20 protein-coding genes and 2 riboswitches are annotated in these 20,160 nt (G+C 73.2%); of the genes, 8 read left to right on the top strand and 12 right to left on the bottom strand.

Annotated features, from left to right (window positions below):
- Nucleotides 1-28 precede the first annotated feature (28 nt).
- A riboswitch (SAM riboswitch) is annotated at nucleotides 29-143 on the bottom strand.
- 97 nt (nucleotides 144-240) lie between these two features.
- Nucleotides 241-1,068 (bottom strand): phosphotransferase enzyme family protein, encoded by an 828-nt coding sequence (locus ACZDYF_RS10710; RefSeq protein WP_475056362.1) that lies wholly within the window; start codon nucleotides 1,066-1,068, stop codon nucleotides 241-243.
- A gap of 74 nt (nucleotides 1,069-1,142) precedes the next feature.
- Nucleotides 1,143-1,235, top strand: a riboswitch (SAM riboswitch).
- 6 nt (nucleotides 1,236-1,241) lie between these two features.
- Here ACZDYF_RS10710 and ACZDYF_RS10705 point away from each other — a divergent pair.
- The 5 genes from ACZDYF_RS10705 to ACZDYF_RS10685 all read left to right on the top strand — a co-directional run bounded on the left by ACZDYF_RS10705 (nucleotide 1,242) and on the right by ACZDYF_RS10685 (nucleotide 5,749).
- Nucleotides 1,242-1,706, top strand: a complete 465-nt coding sequence (locus ACZDYF_RS10705) for a rhodanese-like domain-containing protein (protein WP_475056361.1) — start codon at nucleotides 1,242-1,244, stop codon at nucleotides 1,704-1,706.
- Between the two features lie 20 nt (nucleotides 1,707-1,726).
- Nucleotides 1,727-2,986, top strand: coding sequence for an O-succinylhomoserine sulfhydrylase (locus tag ACZDYF_RS10700; protein ID WP_475056580.1), 1,260 nt, complete (start codon nucleotides 1,727-1,729; stop codon nucleotides 2,984-2,986).
- A gap of 114 nt (nucleotides 2,987-3,100) precedes the next feature.
- Nucleotides 3,101-4,150: an LLM class flavin-dependent oxidoreductase gene (locus ACZDYF_RS10695; protein ID WP_475056359.1), complete on the top strand. Its 1,050-nt coding sequence runs from the start codon at nucleotides 3,101-3,103 to the stop codon at nucleotides 4,148-4,150.
- 66 nt (nucleotides 4,151-4,216) lie between these two features.
- A complete protein-coding gene (locus tag ACZDYF_RS10690) occupies nucleotides 4,217-5,011 on the top strand; it encodes an MBL fold metallo-hydrolase (RefSeq protein WP_475056578.1) in 795 nt (264 codons plus the stop codon).
- 66 nt (nucleotides 5,012-5,077) lie between these two features.
- Nucleotides 5,078-5,749 (top strand): DUF1345 domain-containing protein, encoded by a 672-nt coding sequence (locus tag ACZDYF_RS10685; RefSeq protein ID WP_191791973.1) that lies wholly within the window; start codon nucleotides 5,078-5,080, stop codon nucleotides 5,747-5,749.
- Nucleotides 5,750-5,758: 9 nt separating this feature from the next.
- Here ACZDYF_RS10685 and ACZDYF_RS10680 read toward each other — a convergent pair whose 3' ends face one another.
- From ACZDYF_RS10680 to ACZDYF_RS10660, 5 genes are all read right to left on the bottom strand, one after another.
- A complete protein-coding gene (locus ACZDYF_RS10680; protein ID WP_475056356.1) occupies nucleotides 5,759-6,040 on the bottom strand; it encodes a hypothetical protein in 282 nt (93 codons plus the stop codon).
- Nucleotides 6,041-6,179: 139 nt separating this feature from the next.
- Nucleotides 6,180-6,908: a phosphoribosylformylglycinamidine synthase subunit PurQ gene (gene purQ / locus ACZDYF_RS10675; RefSeq protein WP_204807272.1), complete on the bottom strand. Its 729-nt coding sequence runs from the start codon at nucleotides 6,906-6,908 to the stop codon at nucleotides 6,180-6,182.
- Nucleotides 6,908-7,180, bottom strand: a complete 273-nt coding sequence (purS, locus tag ACZDYF_RS10670; RefSeq protein ID WP_030151045.1) for a phosphoribosylformylglycinamidine synthase subunit PurS — start codon at nucleotides 7,178-7,180, stop codon at nucleotides 6,908-6,910. The genes purQ and purS overlap by 1 nt, the downstream gene beginning before the upstream one ends.
- A gap of 264 nt (nucleotides 7,181-7,444) precedes the next feature.
- Nucleotides 7,445-8,101, bottom strand: a complete 657-nt coding sequence (locus tag ACZDYF_RS10665; protein WP_475056353.1) for a hypothetical protein — start codon at nucleotides 8,099-8,101, stop codon at nucleotides 7,445-7,447.
- The gene (locus ACZDYF_RS10660) at nucleotides 8,101-8,499 is read right to left on the bottom strand and encodes a PadR family transcriptional regulator (protein WP_475056349.1); all 399 of its coding nucleotides are present in this window, start codon (nucleotides 8,497-8,499) and stop codon (nucleotides 8,101-8,103) included. The genes ACZDYF_RS10665 and ACZDYF_RS10660 overlap by 1 nt, the downstream gene beginning before the upstream one ends.
- Nucleotides 8,500-8,584: 85 nt before the next feature.
- Between ACZDYF_RS10660 and ACZDYF_RS10655 the strand changes: the two genes are divergently transcribed.
- Complete coding sequence (locus ACZDYF_RS10655) at nucleotides 8,585-8,944, top strand: HNH endonuclease signature motif containing protein (protein ID WP_204807268.1); 360 nt, start codon at nucleotides 8,585-8,587, stop codon at nucleotides 8,942-8,944.
- On the opposite strand, the gene ACZDYF_RS10650 is transcribed toward ACZDYF_RS10655, so the two are convergent.
- Both ACZDYF_RS10650 and ACZDYF_RS10645 read right to left on the bottom strand, forming a co-directional pair.
- On the bottom strand, nucleotides 8,922-9,878 hold the full coding sequence (locus ACZDYF_RS10650; RefSeq protein WP_400274253.1) for a phosphoribosylaminoimidazolesuccinocarboxamide synthase: 957 nt from the start codon (nucleotides 9,876-9,878) through the stop codon (nucleotides 8,922-8,924). The genes ACZDYF_RS10655 and ACZDYF_RS10650 overlap by 23 nt on opposite strands.
- 5 nt (nucleotides 9,879-9,883) lie before the next feature.
- Nucleotides 9,884-12,142 (bottom strand): substrate-binding domain-containing protein, encoded by a 2,259-nt coding sequence (locus ACZDYF_RS10645; protein ID WP_475056344.1) that lies wholly within the window; start codon nucleotides 12,140-12,142, stop codon nucleotides 9,884-9,886.
- A gap of 106 nt (nucleotides 12,143-12,248) precedes the next feature.
- On the opposite strand from ACZDYF_RS10645, the gene ACZDYF_RS10640 reads away from it, so the two are divergent.
- Nucleotides 12,249-13,346, top strand: a complete 1,098-nt coding sequence (locus ACZDYF_RS10640; RefSeq protein WP_475056340.1) for a LacI family DNA-binding transcriptional regulator — start codon at nucleotides 12,249-12,251, stop codon at nucleotides 13,344-13,346.
- 228 nt (nucleotides 13,347-13,574) lie between these two features.
- Entirely contained in the window at nucleotides 13,575-15,821 is a 2,247-nt protein-coding gene (locus ACZDYF_RS10635; RefSeq protein WP_475056576.1) for a glycoside hydrolase family 6 protein, read from the top strand.
- Between the two features lie 193 nt (nucleotides 15,822-16,014).
- Here the strand turns inward: ACZDYF_RS10635 and purD are convergent, their stop codons facing one another.
- The 4 genes from purD to ACZDYF_RS10615 all read right to left on the bottom strand — a co-directional run bounded on the left by purD (nucleotide 16,015) and on the right by ACZDYF_RS10615 (nucleotide 20,159).
- Nucleotides 16,015-17,304, bottom strand: coding sequence for a phosphoribosylamine--glycine ligase (gene purD / locus ACZDYF_RS10630; protein ID WP_204807259.1), 1,290 nt, complete (start codon nucleotides 17,302-17,304; stop codon nucleotides 16,015-16,017).
- Between the two features lie 11 nt (nucleotides 17,305-17,315).
- Nucleotides 17,316-17,936 carry a signal peptidase I gene (locus ACZDYF_RS10625; RefSeq protein ID WP_475056336.1) on the bottom strand — a complete coding sequence of 207 codons (621 nt, stop codon included), beginning with the start codon at nucleotides 17,934-17,936 and terminating at the stop codon, nucleotides 17,316-17,318.
- Between the two features lie 54 nt (nucleotides 17,937-17,990).
- The gene (locus ACZDYF_RS10620; RefSeq protein WP_475056333.1) at nucleotides 17,991-19,337 is read right to left on the bottom strand and encodes an RCC1 domain-containing protein; all 1,347 of its coding nucleotides are present in this window, start codon (nucleotides 19,335-19,337) and stop codon (nucleotides 17,991-17,993) included.
- 63 nt (nucleotides 19,338-19,400) lie between these two features.
- Nucleotides 19,401-20,159, bottom strand: coding sequence for an LPXTG cell wall anchor domain-containing protein (locus ACZDYF_RS10615; RefSeq protein WP_475056331.1), 759 nt, complete (start codon nucleotides 20,157-20,159; stop codon nucleotides 19,401-19,403).
- Between the last annotated feature and the right edge of the window lies 1 nt (nucleotide 20,160).

Below are 20,160 nucleotides of genomic sequence, written 5' to 3'. Positions count from 1 at the left end.
GTGGTCGTCGGAGTTCGCCGTGCCGGCCCCTCCGCGCTTGCCCCCCTCCTGATAGAGAGGGACCTGGTCGTCACCCGGGGCACCCCACCGCGGAGGAGGGTTGCCGGCCAGCAAACCGGGGTTTTGCGCTGGCACTCATGACCTGGTGTCCAGGATGGTCGAGGCGCGCGGAGCGTGTCAACCGGTGGGCACCGCGTCTCGGATGGTGGTCAGGGTGGTCTGTCAGGCGGGCAAGAGGGCTCAGACGGGCGAGGAGTCCGCGAGGTTCCGAGCGCGCCGCGCGTCGGCCCGGTACATGGCCGCGTGCTCCCGGAGGTCGTCGCGTCCGGTCGCGGCCGCACGCTCGTCCGTGAACGCCGCGAGCTCGTCGAGCCGCGCGACCACGACGGTCAGGACCTCCCGGCGCGAGTACGCCATCCCGTAGGCGGCGACCAGCACGTCGAGCCGCGCCAACGGGTCCAGCCGCCCGACGGCGTCGCCCCCCGCGGAGTCCCCGGCGTCCGCCACGAGGGGCGCGAGCCGGTAGCCGAGGTAGGCCAGGTCCCAGATCCGGGGGCCGGGGCTCGCGGTGTCGAAGTCGATGAGCCCGACCACGGCCCCGTCACGGAAGACCAGGTTGTACGGGGCGACGTCGTTGTGGCACACGACCTCGGCTGGCTCGTGCGGCGCGGTCTGCCAGGTGGGGGCCGCCGGCGGAGCGTCGAGGACGGGGGCAGCGGTGCGTGCGTCGAGGAACCCGACGCTCGCGTCGTGCACGCGCCGCAGCAGCGCGCCCGCGCCCCGGAGCACCGACTCGTCCCAGACCCACGGGGGCAGCGGGTAGTTCCCGACGTCACCGGGGAGGAAGGACAGCACCTCGCGCCCCTGCTCGTCCGTCCCGAGCGGCTCGGGCACCTCGGTGACGCCCTGTGCGCGCAGGTGCCGCAGGAGCGCCTGGACCGTGGGCGTCCAGGGCCCTGCGGTGCGGCGGACGGTGTCGCCTCGCCGCACCACGGTCGTCGAGTTCCCACCGGCCAGGGGCTCCTCGGCCTGGTCGGGCGCGCGGTCGGGTTCGGGGAGGTGGCTCATGCGCAGGAACCTAGCCCGACCACCCTGCGAGACACCTGTTCTTTTCCGTGGTCACGGTGGCGTACGATCCGACGCAACCATCCAGAGCGGCTGAGTGACTTGGCACGATGACGCCGCAGCAACCCCCCGGTGACGGGCGAGGGTGCTACCGCCACGACCGATGGAGGATCACCATGAGTGCCCCCGACCGCGCGACCGCTGCCCCGGTCCCCGACGCCCGTCCCGCCGACGGGTACGCCGGCGACATCACGCCCCAGCAGGCGTGGACCCTTCTCCAGAGCGACCCGAGCGCCGTCCTCGTGGACGTCCGCACCGACGCCGAGTGGCGTTTCGTCGGGGTCCCCGACCTGTCCTCGACGGGCCGCGAGCCCGTCCTGACCCAGTGGGTCGACGTCGCGGGCCGCCCGAACCCGGCGTTCGTCGCGGAGCTCACCGCGGCCGGGCTGAGCCCCCAGCGTCCGGTCGTCTTCCTGTGCCGCTCGGGAGCCCGCTCGATCGGCGCGGCCAAGGCCGCGACCGCCGCGGGGCTGGGTCCCGCGTACAACGTCCTCGAGGGTTTCGAGGGAGCGCTCGACGGCGCCGGTCACCGTGGTTCCGACGGCTGGCGCGCCGCGGGCCTGCCCTGGACGCAGTCGTGAGCGCCGCGACCGGGGACGGCGTGCTCCGCATCCCCGCCGGCGTCCCGGGCGGCTCGGGTCGTGGCCCCCTCCCCCGTTCGGTCCGTCCCGACACGCTCGCGGTGCGCGGCGGCCACGCCCGCACCAACTTCGAGGAGACGAGCGAGGCGCTCTTCCTCACGCAGGGCTACGTGTACGGGAGCGCCGCGGAGGCCGAGGCCGCGTTCACGGGCGAGGTCGACCGCTTCATCTACTCGCGCTACGGCAACCCGACGGTGCACACGTTCGAGGAGCGGCTGCGCCTCATCGAGGGCGCCGAGGCCTGCTACGCGACCGCGTCGGGCATGTCCGCGGTCTTCACCTCGCTCGCGGCGCTGGTCGGTGCCGGGTCGCGCATCGTCGCGGCCCGCGCGCTGTTCGGCTCGTCGCTCGTGATCTTCGACGAGATCTTCGCCAAGTGGGGCGTGCGCACCGACTACGTCGACGGTCACGTGCTCTCGCAGTGGGAGGAGGCGCTGTCGACCCCCGCGGACGTCGTCTTCTTCGAGACCCCGTCCAACCCCATGCAGGACGTGATCGACGTGCGCCGCGTGAGCGAGCTCGCGCACGCCGCGGGTGCCGTCGTCGTGCTCGACAACGTGTTCGCCACCCCCGTCCTGCAGAAGCCGCTCGAGCTCGGCGCCGACGTCGTCGTGTACTCGGCGACCAAGCACATCGACGGTCAGGGCCGTGTGCTGGGCGGCGCGATCCTGGGCTCCGAGGAGTACGTCAAGGGACCCGTCCAGACCTTCATCCGCAACACGGGCCCCTCTCTCAGCGCGTTCAACGCCTGGGTCCTGGTCAAGGGGCTCGAGACGCTGTCGGTGCGCGTCAAGGCGCAGAACGCCTCGGCCCTCCAGGTCGCGACCGCGCTCGAGGATCTGCCCGGCGTCACGGCCGTGCGCTACCCGTTCCTCGCCTCGCACCCGCAGGTCGAGCTCGCCAAGGCCCAGCAGAGCGGGGGCGGGACGGTCGTGACGTTCAACCTCGACGTGCCGGGCGCCGACGACCCGGGCACCGACCCCGAGCTCCTCAAGAAGCGCACGTTCCAGTTCCTCGACTCCCTGCGGGTCGTGGACATCTCCAACAACCTGGGTGACGCCAAGTCGCTCATCACGCACCCCGCGACCACGACGCACCGCAAGCTGGGGCCGGAGGGGCGTGCCGCCGTCGGGATCGCGGAGACGACCGTGCGCCTGTCGATCGGCCTCGAGGACCCGCTCGACCTGATCGAGGACGTCGAGCAGGCGCTGCGCCGCTGACCGTGCCGCCGGGTGCGGAGTACGTGTCGTGAAACCTGCCCGACGACGACACGTACTCCGCACCCAGCGGCCGCGCAGGAATACCCCGGCCGTATCCCGGGGTTGCACCAGGCGATGACTACCTCGCCGCGCCTCTCCGTCCTCGACCTCGTCCCCGTCCGCTCGGGACAGTCCTCCGCCCAGGCCATCGCCGCCTCCCTGGACCTCGTGCGCCTCGCCGACCGCCTCGGCTTCACGCGCTACTGGTTCGCCGAGCACCACAACATGCCCGCGGTCGCGGCGTCGGCACCGCCCGTCATGATCTCGGCGGCCGCCGCGGTGACCGAGCGGATCCGCGTCGGGTCGGGCGGCGTCATGCTCCCCAACCACGCGCCGCTCGTCGTCGCGGAGCAGTTCGCGGTCCTGGAGGCCATGGCTCCGGGGCGCGTCGACCTGGGCATCGGGCGCGCGCCCGGCAGCGACCCGGTCGTCACCGCCCTGCTGCGCAGCAGCGGCCCGACGTCCGACGTCGACCGCTTCCCCCAGCACGTCCAGGACATCCGCTCGCTCATGAGCTCCGAGGGCGCCTCGGTCCGCCTCACGACCGGTCAGGTCTACGACGTCCACGCGACTCCGGCCGCCGAGTCGGTGCCGACCGTGTGGTTGCTCGGGTCGAGCGACTACTCCGCGCGCCTGGCCGCCGAGCTCGGCCTGCCGTACGTGTTCGCCAACCACTTCTCGGGCGCCGGCATCGACGAGATCCTCGCCCTCTACCGCGACGGCTACCGCCCGTCGGCCGAGCACCCTGCGCCGGAGACGTTCCTGACGGTCAACGTGTCGGTCGCCCCGACGCTCGACGAGGCACGCGCCCGCGCGCTGCCGCAGGCGCGCATGATGGCCCGCCTGCGCTCGGGGAAGCCGCTGGGCGCCCAGGAGACGGTCGAGGACGCCGCGTCCACGCCGCTCGACGGGCTCACGTCCCAGATGGCCGAGGAGATGCTCGACCGCTGGATCGTCGACGAGCCCCAGGCCGCGGCCCGCCGCGTGCGCGAGCTCGCCTCCCGGCACGGCGTCGACGAGGTCATGGTCGTGCCCGTCGCAGGCTCGCGCGCCGACGAGTCGCTCGACGCGACGCCCGGCCGCACGCAGACGATCGAGCTGCTCGCGGCCGCGCTCGGAGACTGACGCCGAGCCGTGACCCCACCGAGCGACGACCGCACCCGACGGCCCGCCCACGCGGCGCCGTCGGGCGTGCCCGTCCTCGTCACGAGCCAGGCCTCGGTGCTGCTCGCCCCCAACCCTGGACCCATGACGCTCGACGGGACCAGGTCCTACGTCCTGGCCGCACCGGGGGCGGGCACCCGCGTGGTCGTCGACCCCGGGCCCGACGACGTCGCTCACCTCACGACCTTGGCCGCCGGGCCGCCCGTCGAGCTCGTCCTCATCACGCACCGCCACGCGGACCACACCGCAGGGGCGGCACGCTTCGCCGAGCTCACGGGCGCACCGGTCCGCGCGGCCGACCCCGCGCACTGTCACCCGGCTCGCTCCCGCGACGCAGCGCCGTTGCTCGGCGGCGAGACGATCCACGCGGCCGGCCTGCGGATCGAGGTGCTCGCGACACCCGGGCACACGGGCGACTCGACGAGCTTCCGCCTCCCCGACGACGGCCCGCACGGCAGCGTGCTGACAGGCGACACCGTCCTGGGCCGCGGTACGACCGTCATCGCCGTGCCCGACGGCTCGTTGCGCGACTACCTCGCGAGCCTCGACCTGCTCGAGTCGCTCGGCGCGGCGACCATGCTGCCCGCGCACGGCCCGCACCTGGACGACCTGTCCGTCGTCGTGCGGTCGTACCGCGAGCACCGGGCCGACCGGCTCGCGCAGGTGCGCACCGCGCTCGGGGACCGGGCGGGCGAGGCGGTCACGGAGGCGCTCGTCGACGACGTGACCGCCTCGGTGTACGGCGACGTCGCCCTCGGCGTGCTCCCCGCGGCGCGGCAGAGCGTCCGGGCGCAGCTCCGGTACCTCGCCGAGGGCGTATAGCAGCGGACGCCGCGGGACGCGCCCGGCCGACGCGCCGGGCCGCGGCGCCGGTGGTTGACTGACCGCGTGACCCCCTCCCGCCCGGACCTGCCCTCGACCCCCGTCCCGCGCGACCGCCTCGGGGCCGGCCCTGCGGTGCGTCTCGCGGTCGGGCTGCTCGTCGGGGCGGGCGTCGGGTTCTGGTTCGGCTCGCAGGGATACCCGCGCTTCGCCTTCCTCGCGGGGTGGAGCGTCGCGGCCCTGCTGTTCATCGCGTGGACCTGGCTCGTCATCGCCCCCATGGACGCCCGGGTCACGGCGAGCCATGCCACGCGCGAGGAGCCCTCGCGCCGCGTGACGCACCTGTTCATCCTGGCGGCGTCGGTCGTGAGCCTCGTGGGGGTCGCGCTCCTGCTGCTCGCGTCGCCCGACGACAAGCGGGCCCAGGCGCTCACCGCGGTGTTCGCCGTGGGGAGCATCGCGATCTCGTGGGCCGCCGTCCACACCCTGTTCGGCCTGGCCTACGCACGCCAGTACTACACGGGCACCGACGGCGGCATCGATTTCAACCAGGCTGAGCCGCCCCGGTACCTCGACTTCATGTACGTCGCGTTCACGGTCGGGATGAGCTTCGCGATCTCCGACACCAACGTGACGTCGGGCGAGATCCGGCGCACGACGCTGGGCCACGCCCTGCTGTCCTACCTGTTCGGGACCGTGATCATCGGCGCCGTCGTGAACCTGGTCGCAGGGCTCTGACCCCGCCGTCTACCGGCTTCGGCGCGTCACGACGCTCGACACGAGCGCGGCGACCGCCGCCACGGACATGACCAGGAAGAGCGCGAGAGCTACCCGCAGCGGCGTGTACGCGATGCGCTCGGTCATCTCGCCCGCCGGGCCGAACCAGCCCCAGTCCGCGACCACGGCCTCGATGCGCGAGCCGATCGCCCCTACCCGACCCGGCGCCGCGCCGAGCATCCCGGTCACCCACACGACGCAGTCGATCACGAGGGCGCCGAACACGGAGGAACCGGACAAGAGGGTGAGCACCGGACCAGGGTAACGGGTCGGGCGGCGGGCAGGCGGGTGATATCCGTCCCCGAGGACGCCACTGCCCGACGGCGCCGCTCACCTCGGGAGGTGAGCGCCGCCGTCGGGCAGTGCGCGTGTCGCGCGGGGCGACGGGCTCTCAGGCCTGGACGAGCGTGCTCAGCACCGAGGTGAAGAAGCCCAGCCCGTCCGTGCCCGCGCGCGGGCCGGACTCGTTCGCGGGGCCGAACCCGGCCTCGACCGCGTGCTCGGGGTGCGGCATGAGGCCCACGACGTTGCCCGCCGCGTTCGAGATGCCCGCGATGTTGCGGCGCGACCCGTTGGGGTTCCAGCCGTCGTAGCGGAAGACGACGCGGCCCTCGGCCTCGAGCTCGTCGAGCGTGCGCTCGTCGGCGACGAACTGGCCGTCCTGGTTCTTGAGCGGCACCGTGATGCGCTGGCCCGCGGTGTAGTCACGCGTCCAGGCGGTGTCGGCGTTCTCCACGACCATGGTCTGCTCGCGGCAGATGAACGCGAGGTGGTCGTTCTTGATCATCGAGCCGGGCAGCAGGTGCGCCTCGGTGAGGATCTGGAAGCCGTTGCAGATGCCCAGGACGGGCAGCCCGCCTCTGGCTGCGTCGACGAGCGAGTCCATGACGGGCGCGAAGCGGCTGATCGCCCCGGCGCGCAGGTAGTCGCCGTACGAGAAGCCGCCCGGCAGCACGACCGCGTCGACCCCGTGCAGGTCCGCGTCCGCGTGCCACAGGGACACGGGCTCGCCGCCGGCCAGGCGCACCGCACGCGCGGCGTCGCGGTCGTCGAGCGTGCCGGGGAACGTGATGACACCGATCCGGGCCGTGGCCAGGCCGGTCGCTGCGGGGGCGCTCATCAGGCGCTCTCCCCGCCCAGCTCGGCCGTGAGCTCGGCGACGAGGACGACGTCCTCGATGACCGGGTTCGACAGGACCTTCTCGCCGGCCTCGCGGGCCGCGGCGAGCACCTCGGGGGTGACGTCACCCTCGACCTCGAGCTCGAACCGCTTGCCCTGGCGCACTCCGGTGAACTGGGTGAAGCCCAGGCGCGGGAGCGCCCCGACGACGGCCTTGCCCTGCGGGTCCAGGATCTCGGGCTTGGGCATGACCTCGACGACTACGCGTCCCACAGGAGCTCCTCGGGAAGTTGGTCCGGCCGGCTCGGCTCGGACAGGTCCGCACGAGGCTCGGGGCGCGCCGCGAGGGCGGCGACGAGGTCGCACGGATCTCGGTGGGTGGGGATTCCGGGGCCAGTTTACCCGGGCCGCGCACGGGGCCTGGCCGCGTCTCAGGCGTCGGTCGGTGTGGTGCTTCCTGGGCGCCGAGAACGAGGTCGCGGCCGTTCTGCGTGCCACGGCGACCTCGACCTCGTTCTCGACCGCGGAGGTCTCCCGTCAGGAGGTCGGCCCGGCGTCCCGGAGGGTCGATGAGGCGGGCGTGGGTGCCGGACGTTCGACGCCGGGCGGCAGCGGGGCCGGTGCACGCGGCGGCACCGGCATGTTGCCCTCCATGACGTGCCGACGCCAGGCCCGACGGACTCGGTCCTTGCGGAAGGCCGTGCCCCCGACGACGATCGTCAGCGCCATGAACGCCCACCAGTACCAGGACGACAGGTAGATCGGGACGTAGACCCCCTGCCCGGTCAGGAACGCGACGGGCGTAGGCCACGTCGTGGCCAGGACGAGCATGGCGACCACCCCGGCCTGTGCCCGGAACGCGTAGGCGGCTCCGTGGATGTCGTCCGCGACCCACCACCAGTACTTCTCGGGCAGCCGCCTGTCGAACATCCGGTACAGGACCCACCGCCACAGCGGCGGGTGCTCGCGCCACCGCAGCCCCCAGCCGGCGCGCAGCAGGCTGCGGACCTCGTCGGTGCTCAACCGGTCGGGCGCGGGCGCCCCCGCGGCCTCGGCCGCCCCGTGCGCGACGTCCTGCTGGACCGCGAGCAGCTCGTCGCCGTGGACCTCGCGCCAGCGGCGCGGGTAGGCGCGGGCCCACCAGCGCGCCGACCGTTCGAAGCGCTCGTCGGGCGTCAGGTCGCGGCGGCGCATCAGGCCAGCCCTCCGGCGAGCCTGCCCGACGTCGGGCGCACTGCCGTGCCGCGCGTGTCGAGGGCCTTCTGCGCCCTGGCGGCGAGCTCGCGGAGCCTGGCCGTCTCCTGCTCGGCCGCGCGGCGGCCGTCGTCGGTGATCCGGTAGTAGCGCCGGAGGCGACCGTCGACGACCTCCTCACCTGCGGGCTCGACGAGGCCGGCGCCCGAGAGCCGGTCGAGGTTGCCGTACAGGGTTCCGGCGCCGAGGGCGGTGGCGCCGTCGGACACCTCGGCGACGGCCTGGATGACGGCGTAGCCGTGCAGCGGCTCGGGGGTGAGGGAGAGCAGGATCAGGTAGGCCTGCTCGGTCATGCGGAAGGACTTCCCGCCGGCCGGGCCGCTCGTCGCTGTGGGCATGGTCGATATATATCGTGCGACGACCCATAGGGGCAAGAGGCAGCCCGGACCTGTGGTGTCAGAGGCTCGACCTAGGATCGAACACATGTTCGATCCGTCGCTCGCAGCCCGCCCCGGGCCAGGGGTTCAGGTGATCGCCGCCGTGCTCTCACGGGACCGCACGTGCACGTTCCCGGGGTGCTCGGTGCCCGCCTTCCGGTGCGACCTCGACCACGTGGCCCGCCCTGCGCCGCGAGAGCCGGACGCCCCCGAGCCCGACGTCCGGCCCGAGGACCTCATCTCGCTGTGCCGGCACCACCACGTGGTCCGGGCACGGTCCGGCTGGCGCCCCGAGCTCACGGCCGACGGCACGGTGCGCTGGACGTCACCGACCGGCCACCGCTACGTCCGCGAGCGCCTCGGCTCCCCGACGGGCTCAGGGCTCAGAACAGGGACTCGCCCGTGATCCGCTCGTAGGCCTCGAGGTAGCGGTCGCGCGTGCGCTCGACGACGTCGGCGGGCAGCGAGGGCGGCGGCGCGTCGGACGCACGGTCCCAGCCCGAGGCCTCGGAGGCGAGCCAGTCACGGACGTACTGCTTGTCGAAGCTGGGCTGCGAGCGCCCCGGCTGCCACTGGTCCGCGGGCCAGAAGCGCGAGGAGTCGGGAGTCAGCACCTCGTCCCCGAGGACGGTCGCACCCGAGACGGGGTCGATCCCGAACTCGAACTTGGTGTCGGCGAGGATCACGCCGCGCTCGCGCGCGATCTCCTCGGCGCGCGAGTAGACGGCGAGCGTCAGATCGCGCAGGCGGGTCGCGGCGTCGATCCCGATCGTCTCCGCGACGACCTCGAACGACACGTTCTCGTCGTGCTCCCCCACCTCGGCCTTGGCCGCGGGCGTGAAGATCGCCTCAGGCAGGCGCGACCCGTCGACCAACCCCTCGGGCAGCGGAACTCCGCACACCGTACGGTCCACGCGGTACTCGACGAGGCCGGAACCCGTGAGGTACCCGCGGGCGACGCACTCGACCGGGAACATCTCGAGACGGCGGCAGATCATGGCACGCCCCGCGACGGCGTCGGGCACCAGCCCGTCGCCCGGCATGGCGCTGGCCTCGGTGCTGACGACGTGGTTCGGGACCAGGTCTGCGAGCTTGTCGAACCACCACAGGCTGAGCTGGGTCAGGACGACGCCCTTGTCCGGGATGCCCGGGGACAGCACGTGGTCGAACGCGCTGACACGGTCGCTCGCGACCACGAGGACCACGTCACCGAGCGGGTGCGCGCCACCGAGCTGCGCGAGATCCGGCTCGTAGAGGTCGCGCACCTTGCCCGAGTAGACGTGCCGCCACCCCGGGAGATCGAGGTGGGCCGTGTCGAGGGCGTCGCGCGAGTCAGTCACGGCGCCTAGTCTCTCATCCACCCGCCCCCGCCTCGGGAGGTGATCTCCTGTCGTTCGTCCGAGCAGTCCGTCAGGACTCCGACCATCCGCGTCGGACATCCTGCGCCGTCGCTCACCGTCACGGCGCGGCAGTGCACCCGCAGGTAGCGGCCGTCGGCCGCCAGCAGCCGGTGCTCCAGGTCGAGCATCCCGCCGACGCCGCCGAGCTGGACCGCGAGCGCGACCTGGACTGCGGGAAGGTCCTCGGGATGGACCCGGTCGAGCCACTCCTCGGGGTCGGCGGTCTTCAGGTCGTCGGCGGGGAGTCCGAGCATCGCCCTCCAGGACGGCGAGAAGTAGACCGTGCCGGTCGCGACGTCCCAGTCCCAGGTCGCGTCGTACGCGGCGACCGAGGCCAGGGCGTAGCGTTCCTCGCTCACGCTGATCTCCTCCGCCAGCCGTCGCTCGCGCAGCGCCGCCTCCTCGAGCTCCGTCCGCTGGGCACGCAGCGCGGCGAGGTGGTCCTCCTGGTCGAGCGCGACCGCGAGCATCGCTGCCCAGTGGTTGTACCTCTCGCGTGCGCTGGTCGCACGGGTGTCGACCGGGCCGCCGATCACGAGGTACCCCCAGTCGCTCGCGTCGGACGCCACGGGGATGACGAACGAGAGAGCGTCGGCACTCAGGAGCGCGCGCGGAGGGAACTGCGCCGCGGGAAACCTGTGCCCGACGAGCCGTCGACCGGCCAGGCTGCCACGGACGCCGGCGACCTCCAGCGCGCCCCCTCCCGGTCCTGCACCGGGCGGGTTCCAGAGGGCGATCGCAGCCGGCCCCACCTGGCCCCTCGGCAGCCACTCGAGGTGACGCAGCGAGGCGCTGTCGGCGTGCATGAGCTCGAGGTCGAGCTCGTACTGGTCGACCATCGCCCGCTCGAGGTTCCCCGAGCGGACGAGCAGCGCGTGGGTGCATCCTTTGGCGAGCGCGACGAGGACCTCGGTCGTCACGTCGCTCAGCGCCAGAGAGCGTCCCTGCGGGCGTCCCCGCGCCCCCGCCGGGCCACGGCGCTTGGTCCCGGCCCCGAGCTCGGCCTCGAGCGCACGCACGGCCGGCACGAGCAGCTCGAGCGCCTCGGGCACGGGGCGCAGCACGGCGGTGCGGTCGGCGAGCGCCCGGTAGAAGTGCGGCGTGGGCACCGTGCCGTCGCCGGCCGCGTCGGTCATCGTGCCGACGACCGCCCGCACCCATCCACCGACGGCGCTCTCGCCGGAACCGGTCGGGCCGGTGCTCCCCGGGCCTCGGCGGGCTCGCAGCACGACGGAGTCGTCGAGCACGGCGCGCGCGACGGCGTCGAGGCGGGCCGTGGCGGTGCCGGCCTCGGCCGCCTCGGCCGACGTCGGAATGCCGTCGACGAGCAGGTCCGTCCGTGTGCTGTCGACGCAGCCGCAGGACTCGCGGCAGACCAGCGTCGCCTCGGCGAGGTGCTGCCCGGGCCCCACCTGCTCACCGTGGATGCGCGCGAGCAACAGCTCGGCGGCCAGCTCACCGACCCGGTCGTGGTGGGGGTCGACCGACGAGAGCCGCGGTCGGGACCGGGCACCGCCGTCGGAGTGGTCGAAGCCGATCAGCGCCTGGTCGCGGGGGAGCACGAGGCCGGCATCGGCGAGCGACCGCAGGAAGCCCACCGCGTTGCGGTCGGTGCCCGCGACCGTCGCGGTGGTGTCGAGCCCTTCCTGGAGAGCGGCCCGTGCCGCTGCCGCCCCCGCCGCCTCCTGGTTGTCGCGGGTCTGGTAGATCCACTCGGGTCGCGGTTCGATCCCGCGGGCGCGCAGCGCGGCCTCGTACGCGGCGTGCCGCTCGACGAGGTCGTGCTGGCGCGGGTTCCCGAGAAACCCGATGCGCTCGTGGCCGTGCTGGAGGAGGTGCTCGACGGCGGCGCGCACACCACCCGCGTTGTCGGGCGTGACCACGGGCGCCCCGAGGTCGTCGACGGTCTCGCTGATCACCACGAGAGGCTTGCCCGATCGGTCGAGCCCACGCAGGACGTCGTGCTCGACCGCGGACGTCACCACGATGACGCCGTCCATCACGTCGAGCCCCACGATCTGCCGGTGGGGCGGCCGGTCGGGGAACTCCTCCCGGTCCAGGTCGGCCGGATAGGTCTGGAACGCGACCACCCGGTGGCCGCCCGTCCGTAGTCCTCGTGAGATCCCCGCGAGGATCTTCCCGAAGTAGAAGCCGCCCACGACGGGCGAGAGCACACCGATCGTGAGGTGTCGTCGGTGGGTCATGACATCGACCATGGTGTCCACTCCGTCGTGTACCGCGTTCTCCGTGCGACCGGTCCGCCGTCGGGCCGGTCGGGTCGTGCTGTGTGCGCTGCCTGCGGCATGCTGTGTGACCGTGGCCACATTCTCACGTCCGGAAAGCCCGATTGCTACCGGTAGGCGTCCCACCATCACGGATGTCGCCCGCACGGCCGGGGTGTCGATCGCGGTCGTCTCCTACGCACTCAACGGGCGACCGGGCGTCTCCGAACGCACCAGACGCCGCGTGCTCCAGGTCGCCGAGGACCTCGGCTGGCGACCGAGCGTGGCGGCCAGGGCCTTGCGCGGAATGTCCGGGACGGTCGCTCTGCTCCTCGTCCGGGACGAGATCGGGACTGCGTCGACCGACGCCGATCTCGAGCTCGCCGACGGGCTCCGCGACGTCCTCGACACCGACCTCCCGTTGACCGTGCACCTCGTCGACTCCCTCTCCGAGGCGGCAGCCGGGGTCGCCACCTGGTGGGCCGAGCACCGCTACGACGCCGTCGTCATGACCGGGATCCGCACCGACGACCCTCGCCTCGCCGTCGTCGAACGGCTCGGCGTCCTGACCGTGCTGGTCGACCAGGTCTCCTGGTCCTCGGCAGCCCCGACGGCCCCGACGGCCCCGGCACACCCTGCCCCGCGGACGGTGGCCCTCGACCCGGCGGCAGACGTCAAGGTCGGACGGCACCTCAGCGACCTGGGACACCGGCACGTCGCGGTGCTCGCGTCCGCGACGTCGCTCCGGTCAGGGCATGGCGCTGCGGTTGCCGTGCGTGACGAGGTCGCCCGTCGAGGTGGCACCACGCTCGTCGAGCCCTGCACGACGCTCGAGGAGGTCGCGACGACCGCCCGTCGGCTGCTCGCTGCCCCGGACCGCCCGACGGCGATCGTCACCTCGGACGACCTGGGCGCCCTGGTCGTCCTCGACGTCGCACGCCGTGCCGGGCTGGCCGTGCCGTGGGACGTGTCGGTCGTCGCCGGTCGCGACGCCCCCGTGCTGCGCCTGTCGACCCCGCCCGTCACCGCCGTCGCGCGCCCCCTCCGCGCTCTCGGGCAGGAGGCGGGGCGCCAGGTCCTGCGCGCCGTCGGACGCCACGAGGGCGACCGTCCGGACGACGAGACCTCCCGGGAGGTCCCCGGTGGAAGGCTCGTGCTCCGTGGCACCACTGCTCCACCGCGCTGACCTCGCGCGTCGCGGCGTCCACCGTCGCCTCCGTCCGCCGCCGCCGGGTGAACGACTGTGTCGTCCTAAACGTTTCATGTCGTTCCCTCCACACCCGGTCCGTGGCACGTTGCGCTCGACGCCGCACTCCCGCGGCACGGACCGGCCGGTGTCGTCCGGTCCGAGGACGAACCTCAGGAGGACCTCGTGTCACCAACCCCCCATCGGCTGCGCAAGGGCGCGACAGCCATGGCCGCTGCGGCGCTCGTCGCCGCTCCGCTCGCGCTCGCACAGGTTCCGGCCGCCGCGGCCGAGGCCCGCGTCGCGAACCCGTACGCCGGGGCCACCCAGTACGTGAACCCGTACTGGTCGGGTGCCGTGGAAGCGGCCGCCGCACGCGCCGACGACGACCTGGCTGCGAAGATGCAGGCGATCTCGGGCGAGCCCACGGCCGTCTGGATGGACCGCATCAGCGCGATCGAGGGCAATGCCGACGGCCCGGGCCTGCGCTTCCACCTCGACGAGGCGCTCGCCCAGAAGGACGCGGGCGTGCCGATCGTGTTCAACCTGGTCATCTACGACCTGCCCGGCCGTGACTGCTACGCGCTCGCGTCGAACGGCGAGCTGCCCGCCACGGACGCCGGGCTCGTGCGCTACAAGAACGAGTACATCGACCCGATCGTCGACATCCTCGACGACCCCAAGTACGACTCGCTGCGGATCGCGGCGACGATCGAGCCCGACTCGCTGCCCAACCTCATCACCAACATCAGCACGCCCGACTGCCAGCAGTCCGCCCCGTACTACCGCGCGGGCGTGAGGTACGCGCTCGACGAGCTCTACACGGTCGGCAACGTCTACTCCTACATCGACGCCGCGCACGCGGGCTGGCTGGGCTGGCCGAGCAACTCGGGCCCCGCCGCCAAGCTCTTCGCCGACGTCGTGAGGTCGACGAACGCGGGCTTCGCGTCGGTCACGGGCTTCGTGACCAACACCGCGAACTCGACGCCGCTGGTCGAGCCGTTCCTCGAGGACGTCCAGATCGGCGGCACGCCCGTCCGGTCGTCGAGCTTCTACGAGTGGAACGCCGACTTCGACGAGACCGACTGGACCGCGCACCTCTACGACCTGCTGGTCGCCGAGGGCTTCCCGGCCTCGATCGGCATGCTCATCGACACGTCCCGCAACGGGTGGGGCGGGGACGCCCGACCGACCGCGGTCAGCACGTCGACGAATCACAACACCTACGTCGACGAGTCCCGCGTGGACAAGCGCATCCACCGCGGCGCGTGGTGCAACCCGGCAGGCGCGGGCATCGGTGAGCGCCCGCAGGCCACGCCGTCGGGCTACCCCGAGTCGCACCTGCACGCGTTCGTGTGGGTCAAGCCTCCGGGCGAGTCCGACGGCGCCTCGACCGACATCCCGAACGACCAGGGCAAGCGGTTCGACCGCATGTGCGACCCGACCTTCGTCTCGCCCAAGCTCTCCAACCAGCTGACGGGCGCGCTGGGCGGGGCCCCGCTCGCGGGCCAGTGGTTCGACGCGCAGTTCGAGATGCTCGTCGAGAACGCCTACCCGGTCATCGAGGGCGGCGGCACGACGCCCGGCGACGTCACGGCTCCCACGGCCCCGACGGGCCTCACCGCGGGCACGGCCACGGCCACCTCGGTCCCGCTCTCGTGGACGGCCTCGACCGACGCGGTCGGCGTGACGGGCTACACGATCTACCGCAACGGCGTGCAGGTCGGCACCTCGACCTCGACGAGCTTCACGGCGACGGGCCTGAGCCCCTCGACCACGTACTCGTTCACGGTCACGGCACGCGACGCGGCCGGCAACGTCTCGACGCCGTCTGCCGCCCGGTCGGTCACGACCGCGGCGGGCCAGACGGACCTGCCGCCCTCGACGCCCACGGGTCTGACCGCGGGGACGACCACGGCGAGCACCGTCCCGCTCTCCTGGAACGCGTCGACCGACGACGTCGGCGTGGCCGGCTACGTGGTCCTGCGCAACGGAGCCCAGGTCGGCACCCCGACCGGGACGTCCTTCACCGACACGGGCCTGACGGCGGGCACCACGTACTCGTACACGGTCCGGGCCAAGGACACCGCGGGCAACCTCTCGGCGGCCTCGGCCGCGGTGAGCGCGACGACCACGACGGTCGTCGTCCCGCCCCCCGGCTCGTGCACCGTCGCCTACTCGGCGAACGGCTGGGGCTCGGGCTTCACCGGCACCGTGAAGATCACGAACACCTCGACCAGCACGGTCAACGGCTGGAGCCTGGCCTTCACGTTCCCGTCGGGCCAGACGATCACCAACTCGTGGTCGGGCCAGTTCACGCAGACCGGCGCGAACGTCACGGTGACCGGGCTGTCCTGGAACGCGAACCTCGCCCCGGGCGGGTCCGCCGAGGTCGGCTTCAACGCGAGCCACAGCGGCACGAACGGCGTGCCGGCCGTCTTCACCCTCAACGGTCAGGCCTGCACGACCTCCTGACAGGCGCGCGTGCGGCCCTCGGCCGTCTGCGCACCGACGGGTCCCCTGTGTCGGACGGACCCGGACGGCGAAGGCCCGCGAGCATCGGCTCGCGGGCCTTCGTCCGTCGCCAGGTCCGCCCGCTCCTGGCCGTCTCCCGCTCAGGGGCGCCGACCGAGCGGGACGACCGGGCCGTACCGTCGGAAGGACGCGGTCAGTCCCGCGCCGCCTTCTCCGCGATGTCGGTGCGGTGGTGCGAGCCGGGCAGGACGACCTGGTCGACGCCCGCGTACACCCGGCGCCGTGCCTCGGCGAGGTCCGTGCCGCGCGCGACGACCGACAGCACGCGGCCGCCGGCGCTGCGCAGCGTGCCCTCGTCGAGCGTGGTGCCGGCGTGCAGGACGTGCACGCCCTCGACCGCCTCGGCTCCCTCGATGCCCGTGATCGGGTCGCCCGTGCGGACGCTCGACGGGTACCCGTTGGCGGCGACGACCACGGTGACCGCGGCGTCGTCGGACCAGCGCAGGCGCGGGAAGTCCGCGAGCTCACCACGCGCCGCTGCGCGCAGCACCGCGGAGAGCGGGGTCGTGAGGCGGGCCAGGACGACCTGCGTCTCCGGGTCGCCGAAGCGCGCGTTGAACTCGACCACGCGGGTGCCGCGGCTCGTGAGCGCGAGACCCACGTAGAGCACGCCGGCGAACGGCGTGCCGCGGCGTGCCATCTCGTCGATCGTGGGCTGCGCGACCCGGGTCACGACCTCCTGGGTCAGGCCCTCCGGCGCCCAGGGCAGCGGGCTGTAGGCACCCATGCCTCCCGTGTTGGGGCCGGCGTCGCCGTCGAACGCGCGCTTGAAGTCCTGCGCGGGGGCCAGGGGGACGACGCTCGTGCCGTCCGACAGGCAGAAGAGCGAGACCTCGGGGCCGTCGAGGTACTCCTCGATGACCACGACGGGGTCTCCCGCACCGGGGCGGGGCGTCGCGAAGCAGGCCTGCGCGTGCTCGAGAGCCTCCTGGCGGTCGTCGGTCACGACGACGCCCTTGCCCGCGGCCAGCCCGTCGTCCTTGACGACGTAGGGGGCACCGAACGCGTCGAGCGCCTCGGCGACCTGGTCGACGTCGGTGCAGACGTGCGCGAGCGCGGTCGGGACCGACGCGGCGGCCATGACGTCCTTGGCGAAGGCCTTGGAGCCCTCGAGCGCGGCAGCCTGTGCGCTCGGTCCGAAGCAGTCGATGCCGGCCGCGCGCACCGCGTCGGCGACCCCCGCGACGAGCGGCGCCTCGGGGCCGATCACCACCAGGTCCGCGCCGAGGCGGGTCGCGAGCGCCGCGACGGCCTCCCCGTCGACCGCGCTGACCGCGTGCAGGGTCGCGAGCTCGCCGATGCCCGGGTTGCCGGGGGCGGCGTGCAGCTCGTGCGCCTCCGCACCCGTGGCCGCTGCCTCCTGGGCGAACGAGTGGACGATGGCGTGCTCGCGGGCACCCGAACCGATGACGAGGATCTTCACGGGACGGCAGTCTACCGATCGCCACCCGGGGCGACCGGGGCGTCCACGTGACCTGCGCCCGTGACTGCGCTGCCACCGGCCCCCGACGGCCCGTCGTCGGGGTCCCCGCTCGTCGCGGGGTCCTCGGCGTCCTCGTCCCGCACGGTGCGCTTCTTCGAGGAGGGCATGAGCGCGAACCCGACGAGCGCGCAGGCCGCGACGACGACGGGAATCCCGACGGTCGGGCGCCGCAGCACCTCGATCGCGTCCCGGGCTCCCGGGATCCGGACCATGGGCACCAGGGCGTCCTCGACCACGTAGGGCTCGGGGTCGTCGACCGGGTTGTTGTCGCCGCGCAACGTCAGGGTGCGGGCCGCCCCCGGTCCGTCCTCGACCTGGACGACGCGGTGCGTGACGAGGACACCTTCGCGCGTGAACACGCTCACGACGTCGCCCACCTCGAGCGCCCCGGCCGGGACACGGCGCGAAACGATGCCGTCGCCCACCTCGTAGGTGGGGATCATCGAGCCTGAGACGACCACGAGGGACTGCAGGTTGCCCGTCTGGATACCGACGAACAGCACCAGTCCGAGCACTCCGGCGATCGCGGCGACCGTGAGGAACGCGTCGCCGATGCGCTTGAGCCACTTCATGCAGCACCTCCGGGAGAGGCCGTCGGGTCGAGAGAGGTCGAGGGAGTCACGGCGTCACCCCCAGGCGGACCAGGTCTGCAGCACCGGCCACGGCCGGTACTTCTTGGGTGCCGCTGTAGGACCGCCCTCGATGCCGAGCTGCCCCTGGGCGTTGCTCCCCCAGCAGTAGACGCTGCCTGCGGTGGACATCCCGCACGCATGGTTGCTGTCGACGTCGATCGTGGCGAACTCACCGATGTCCATCTGGCCGGTCGTGATCTCGGACGGGCGGTCGACGACGGTCTGGACCCACGACTCGTCGTACCCGACACCCGCCTGCCCGGACGCGTTGTCGCCCCAGCAGTAGCCGTCCGCTCCGGTGGTGATGGCGCAGGCGGTCATGCCGCCGAGGTCGACCGAGCGGACGCCGATCTCGGTGAGAGCACCACGGACCTGGAGCGGCACGTTCGAGAGCTCGACCTGGGCCCCGTCGCTCGACTGCCCGAGCTGCTTCTTCGAGTTGTCGCCCCAGCAGAAGGTCCGCAAGGCGTTGTTCGGCCCCGAGCCGACGGCGCACGCGAAGTTCTGACCGACCGACACGTCTCCGACCGCGAAGCCGGACATGGGGCCCGTCGTCACGACCTGGACCGGGACGAGGCTCGTCGTCGTGGTCCCGTCGCCCAGCTGTCCACGGCCGTTCTCACCCCAGCAGTAGGGGACGCCGTCGGCCGTGAGGCAGCCGGACGCCTCGCCCACCCCGATGTCCGTCACGGTCGCGGACGCCGGGAGGGCACCTCCCGAGATCAGGACGGGAGTGGCGCTGCTCCCGGCCGAGGTGTGCGTCTCCCCCCAGCAGTACCCCTTTCCTCCGCTGACGACGCAGGACGAGCTCGCCCGGAGCTCGAGCTCGGTCACGGCCCCGGTCTGCGACGCTACCCGGACCGGCACGGCGGAGCTGGCGACGCCGGACACGCCGAGCTGTCCCTGGTCGTTGCCTCCCCAGCAGTACACGCCGTCGTCGGTCGCAGCACAGGCGTGCGACGTGCCGACGTCCAGCCGGGTCACGGTCTTGCCCTGCAGCTCTCCGCGCACCGGGCCGACGAAGACGTCCGAGGACGTGGTGTTCCCGGTCCCGAGCTGACCCACCGAGTTGTCGCCCGAGCACCAGACCTGGCCGCTGACGAGCGCGCACGAGAAGTTGCCCCCGGCGACGACGTCGGTCGCGGTCGCGGCGACCGCGACGTCGATCTGCCCCTGGGAGTAGACCGCGTCGGTCCAGGCAGCCGTGGTCGGCTCCGGGCGGCCCGCCCACAGGACCGCCGCGACGGCGAGCAGGAGCACGAGCAGCGCGGCCGCACGCGTGCGGAACCGGTCGGAGCCCGGAGCGTGGAGGTGCGCTCGGGTCACGGATCGGCTGGCCATGCTCTCTCCTCTCGTCCTGGTCGTCTCGTGTCCTCGGTCAGGCGTCCTGGTCGACGCGGTCGTTCAGCCGGGCGCGCGGCCGTGCCGTCGGTCGCTCTCAGCATCCCGCCGACGCCGTACGAGCGCAGCCCCGATGCCGAGGAGCCCTCCGGCGAGGGCGGCCAGGGTCATGACGTCCGTACCGGTGGTGGCGAGCGGTCCGCTCCCTGGCCGGCCCGCGCCCCCTGGGCGGTCCGCGGCGTCGGTCCCGGTAGTTCCCGGGGGATCGTCCGGCCAGGTGGTCCCACCGCCCTGCGAGGAGTCGCCCTGCCTCTCCTGGACGGAGAGGTCGTAGCGGACGCTGCCCGTCGCACCGACGGCGACGTCGTCGTCGAGCGTGACGGAGACCTTGAGCGACGTCGTCCCGCCGGCGGGCAGGACGACCTCCTCGCTGGAGGTCCCGGCCCGCTCCCCTCTCCACCCCTCGACGAGGACAGCGGCCCCCGTCGGGCAGGAGCCGTCCTCCCAGGTGGTGCTGCACGCCTCGATCGACGTGCTGAGCGACGAGCCCAGCTCACCGCTGGTCGTCATCGCGACGCCCACGACGAGTCCGTCGCTCTCGTGGGTCGAGGCAAGGTCGACGAGGGTGGACCGGGTCTGCCCCGGTGACATGCCGTCGAAGGAGAACGACTGCGGCTGGGGGATCACCTCCCCGGCCGACACCCTGGCGGGTACGTCCACGGCGACGGCAGCGCCGGCTCCCAGCAGGGCTCCGGCGCTGCCGAGCGTGCAGGCAGTCGCTATCCCCGCGACGGCGAGAGCCGTTCGCGGGATCCGGGCCATG

The sequence above is a fragment of the Oerskovia sp. PE-21s genome (assembly GCF_056158145.1).
This window is presented reverse-complemented; position numbering and strand designations above follow the sequence as displayed.

Excerpts from the sequence above, each read along its gene's own strand:
- ACZDYF_RS10710 (WP_475056362.1), bottom strand. The coding sequence starts at position 1,068 with ATGAGCCACCTCCCCGAACCCGACCGCGCGCCCGACCAGGCCGAGGAG.
- ACZDYF_RS10705 (WP_475056361.1), top strand. The coding sequence starts at position 1,242 with ATGAGTGCCCCCGACCGCGCGACCGCTGCCCCGGTCCCCGACGCCCGT.
- ACZDYF_RS10695 (WP_475056359.1), top strand. The coding sequence starts at position 3,101 with ATGACTACCTCGCCGCGCCTCTCCGTCCTCGACCTCGTCCCCGTCCGC.
- purQ (WP_204807272.1), bottom strand. The coding sequence starts at position 6,908 with ATGAGCGCCCCCGCAGCGACCGGCCTGGCCACGGCCCGGATCGGTGTC.
- ACZDYF_RS10665 (WP_475056353.1), bottom strand. The coding sequence starts at position 8,101 with ATGCGCCGCCGCGACCTGACGCCCGACGAGCGCTTCGAACGGTCGGCG.
- ACZDYF_RS10660 (WP_475056349.1), bottom strand. The coding sequence starts at position 8,499 with ATGCCCACAGCGACGAGCGGCCCGGCCGGCGGGAAGTCCTTCCGCATG.
- ACZDYF_RS10655 (WP_204807268.1), top strand. The coding sequence starts at position 8,585 with ATGTTCGATCCGTCGCTCGCAGCCCGCCCCGGGCCAGGGGTTCAGGTG.
- ACZDYF_RS10645 (WP_475056344.1), bottom strand. The coding sequence starts at position 12,142 with ATGACCCACCGACGACACCTCACGATCGGTGTGCTCTCGCCCGTCGTG.
- ACZDYF_RS10635 (WP_475056576.1), top strand. The coding sequence starts at position 13,575 with ATGGCCGCTGCGGCGCTCGTCGCCGCTCCGCTCGCGCTCGCACAGGTT.
- ACZDYF_RS10625 (WP_475056336.1), bottom strand. The coding sequence starts at position 17,936 with ATGAAGTGGCTCAAGCGCATCGGCGACGCGTTCCTCACGGTCGCCGCG.
- ACZDYF_RS10620 (WP_475056333.1), bottom strand. The coding sequence starts at position 19,337 with ATGGCCAGCCGATCCGTGACCCGAGCGCACCTCCACGCTCCGGGCTCC.
- ACZDYF_RS10615 (WP_475056331.1), bottom strand. The coding sequence starts at position 20,159 with ATGGCCCGGATCCCGCGAACGGCTCTCGCCGTCGCGGGGATAGCGACT.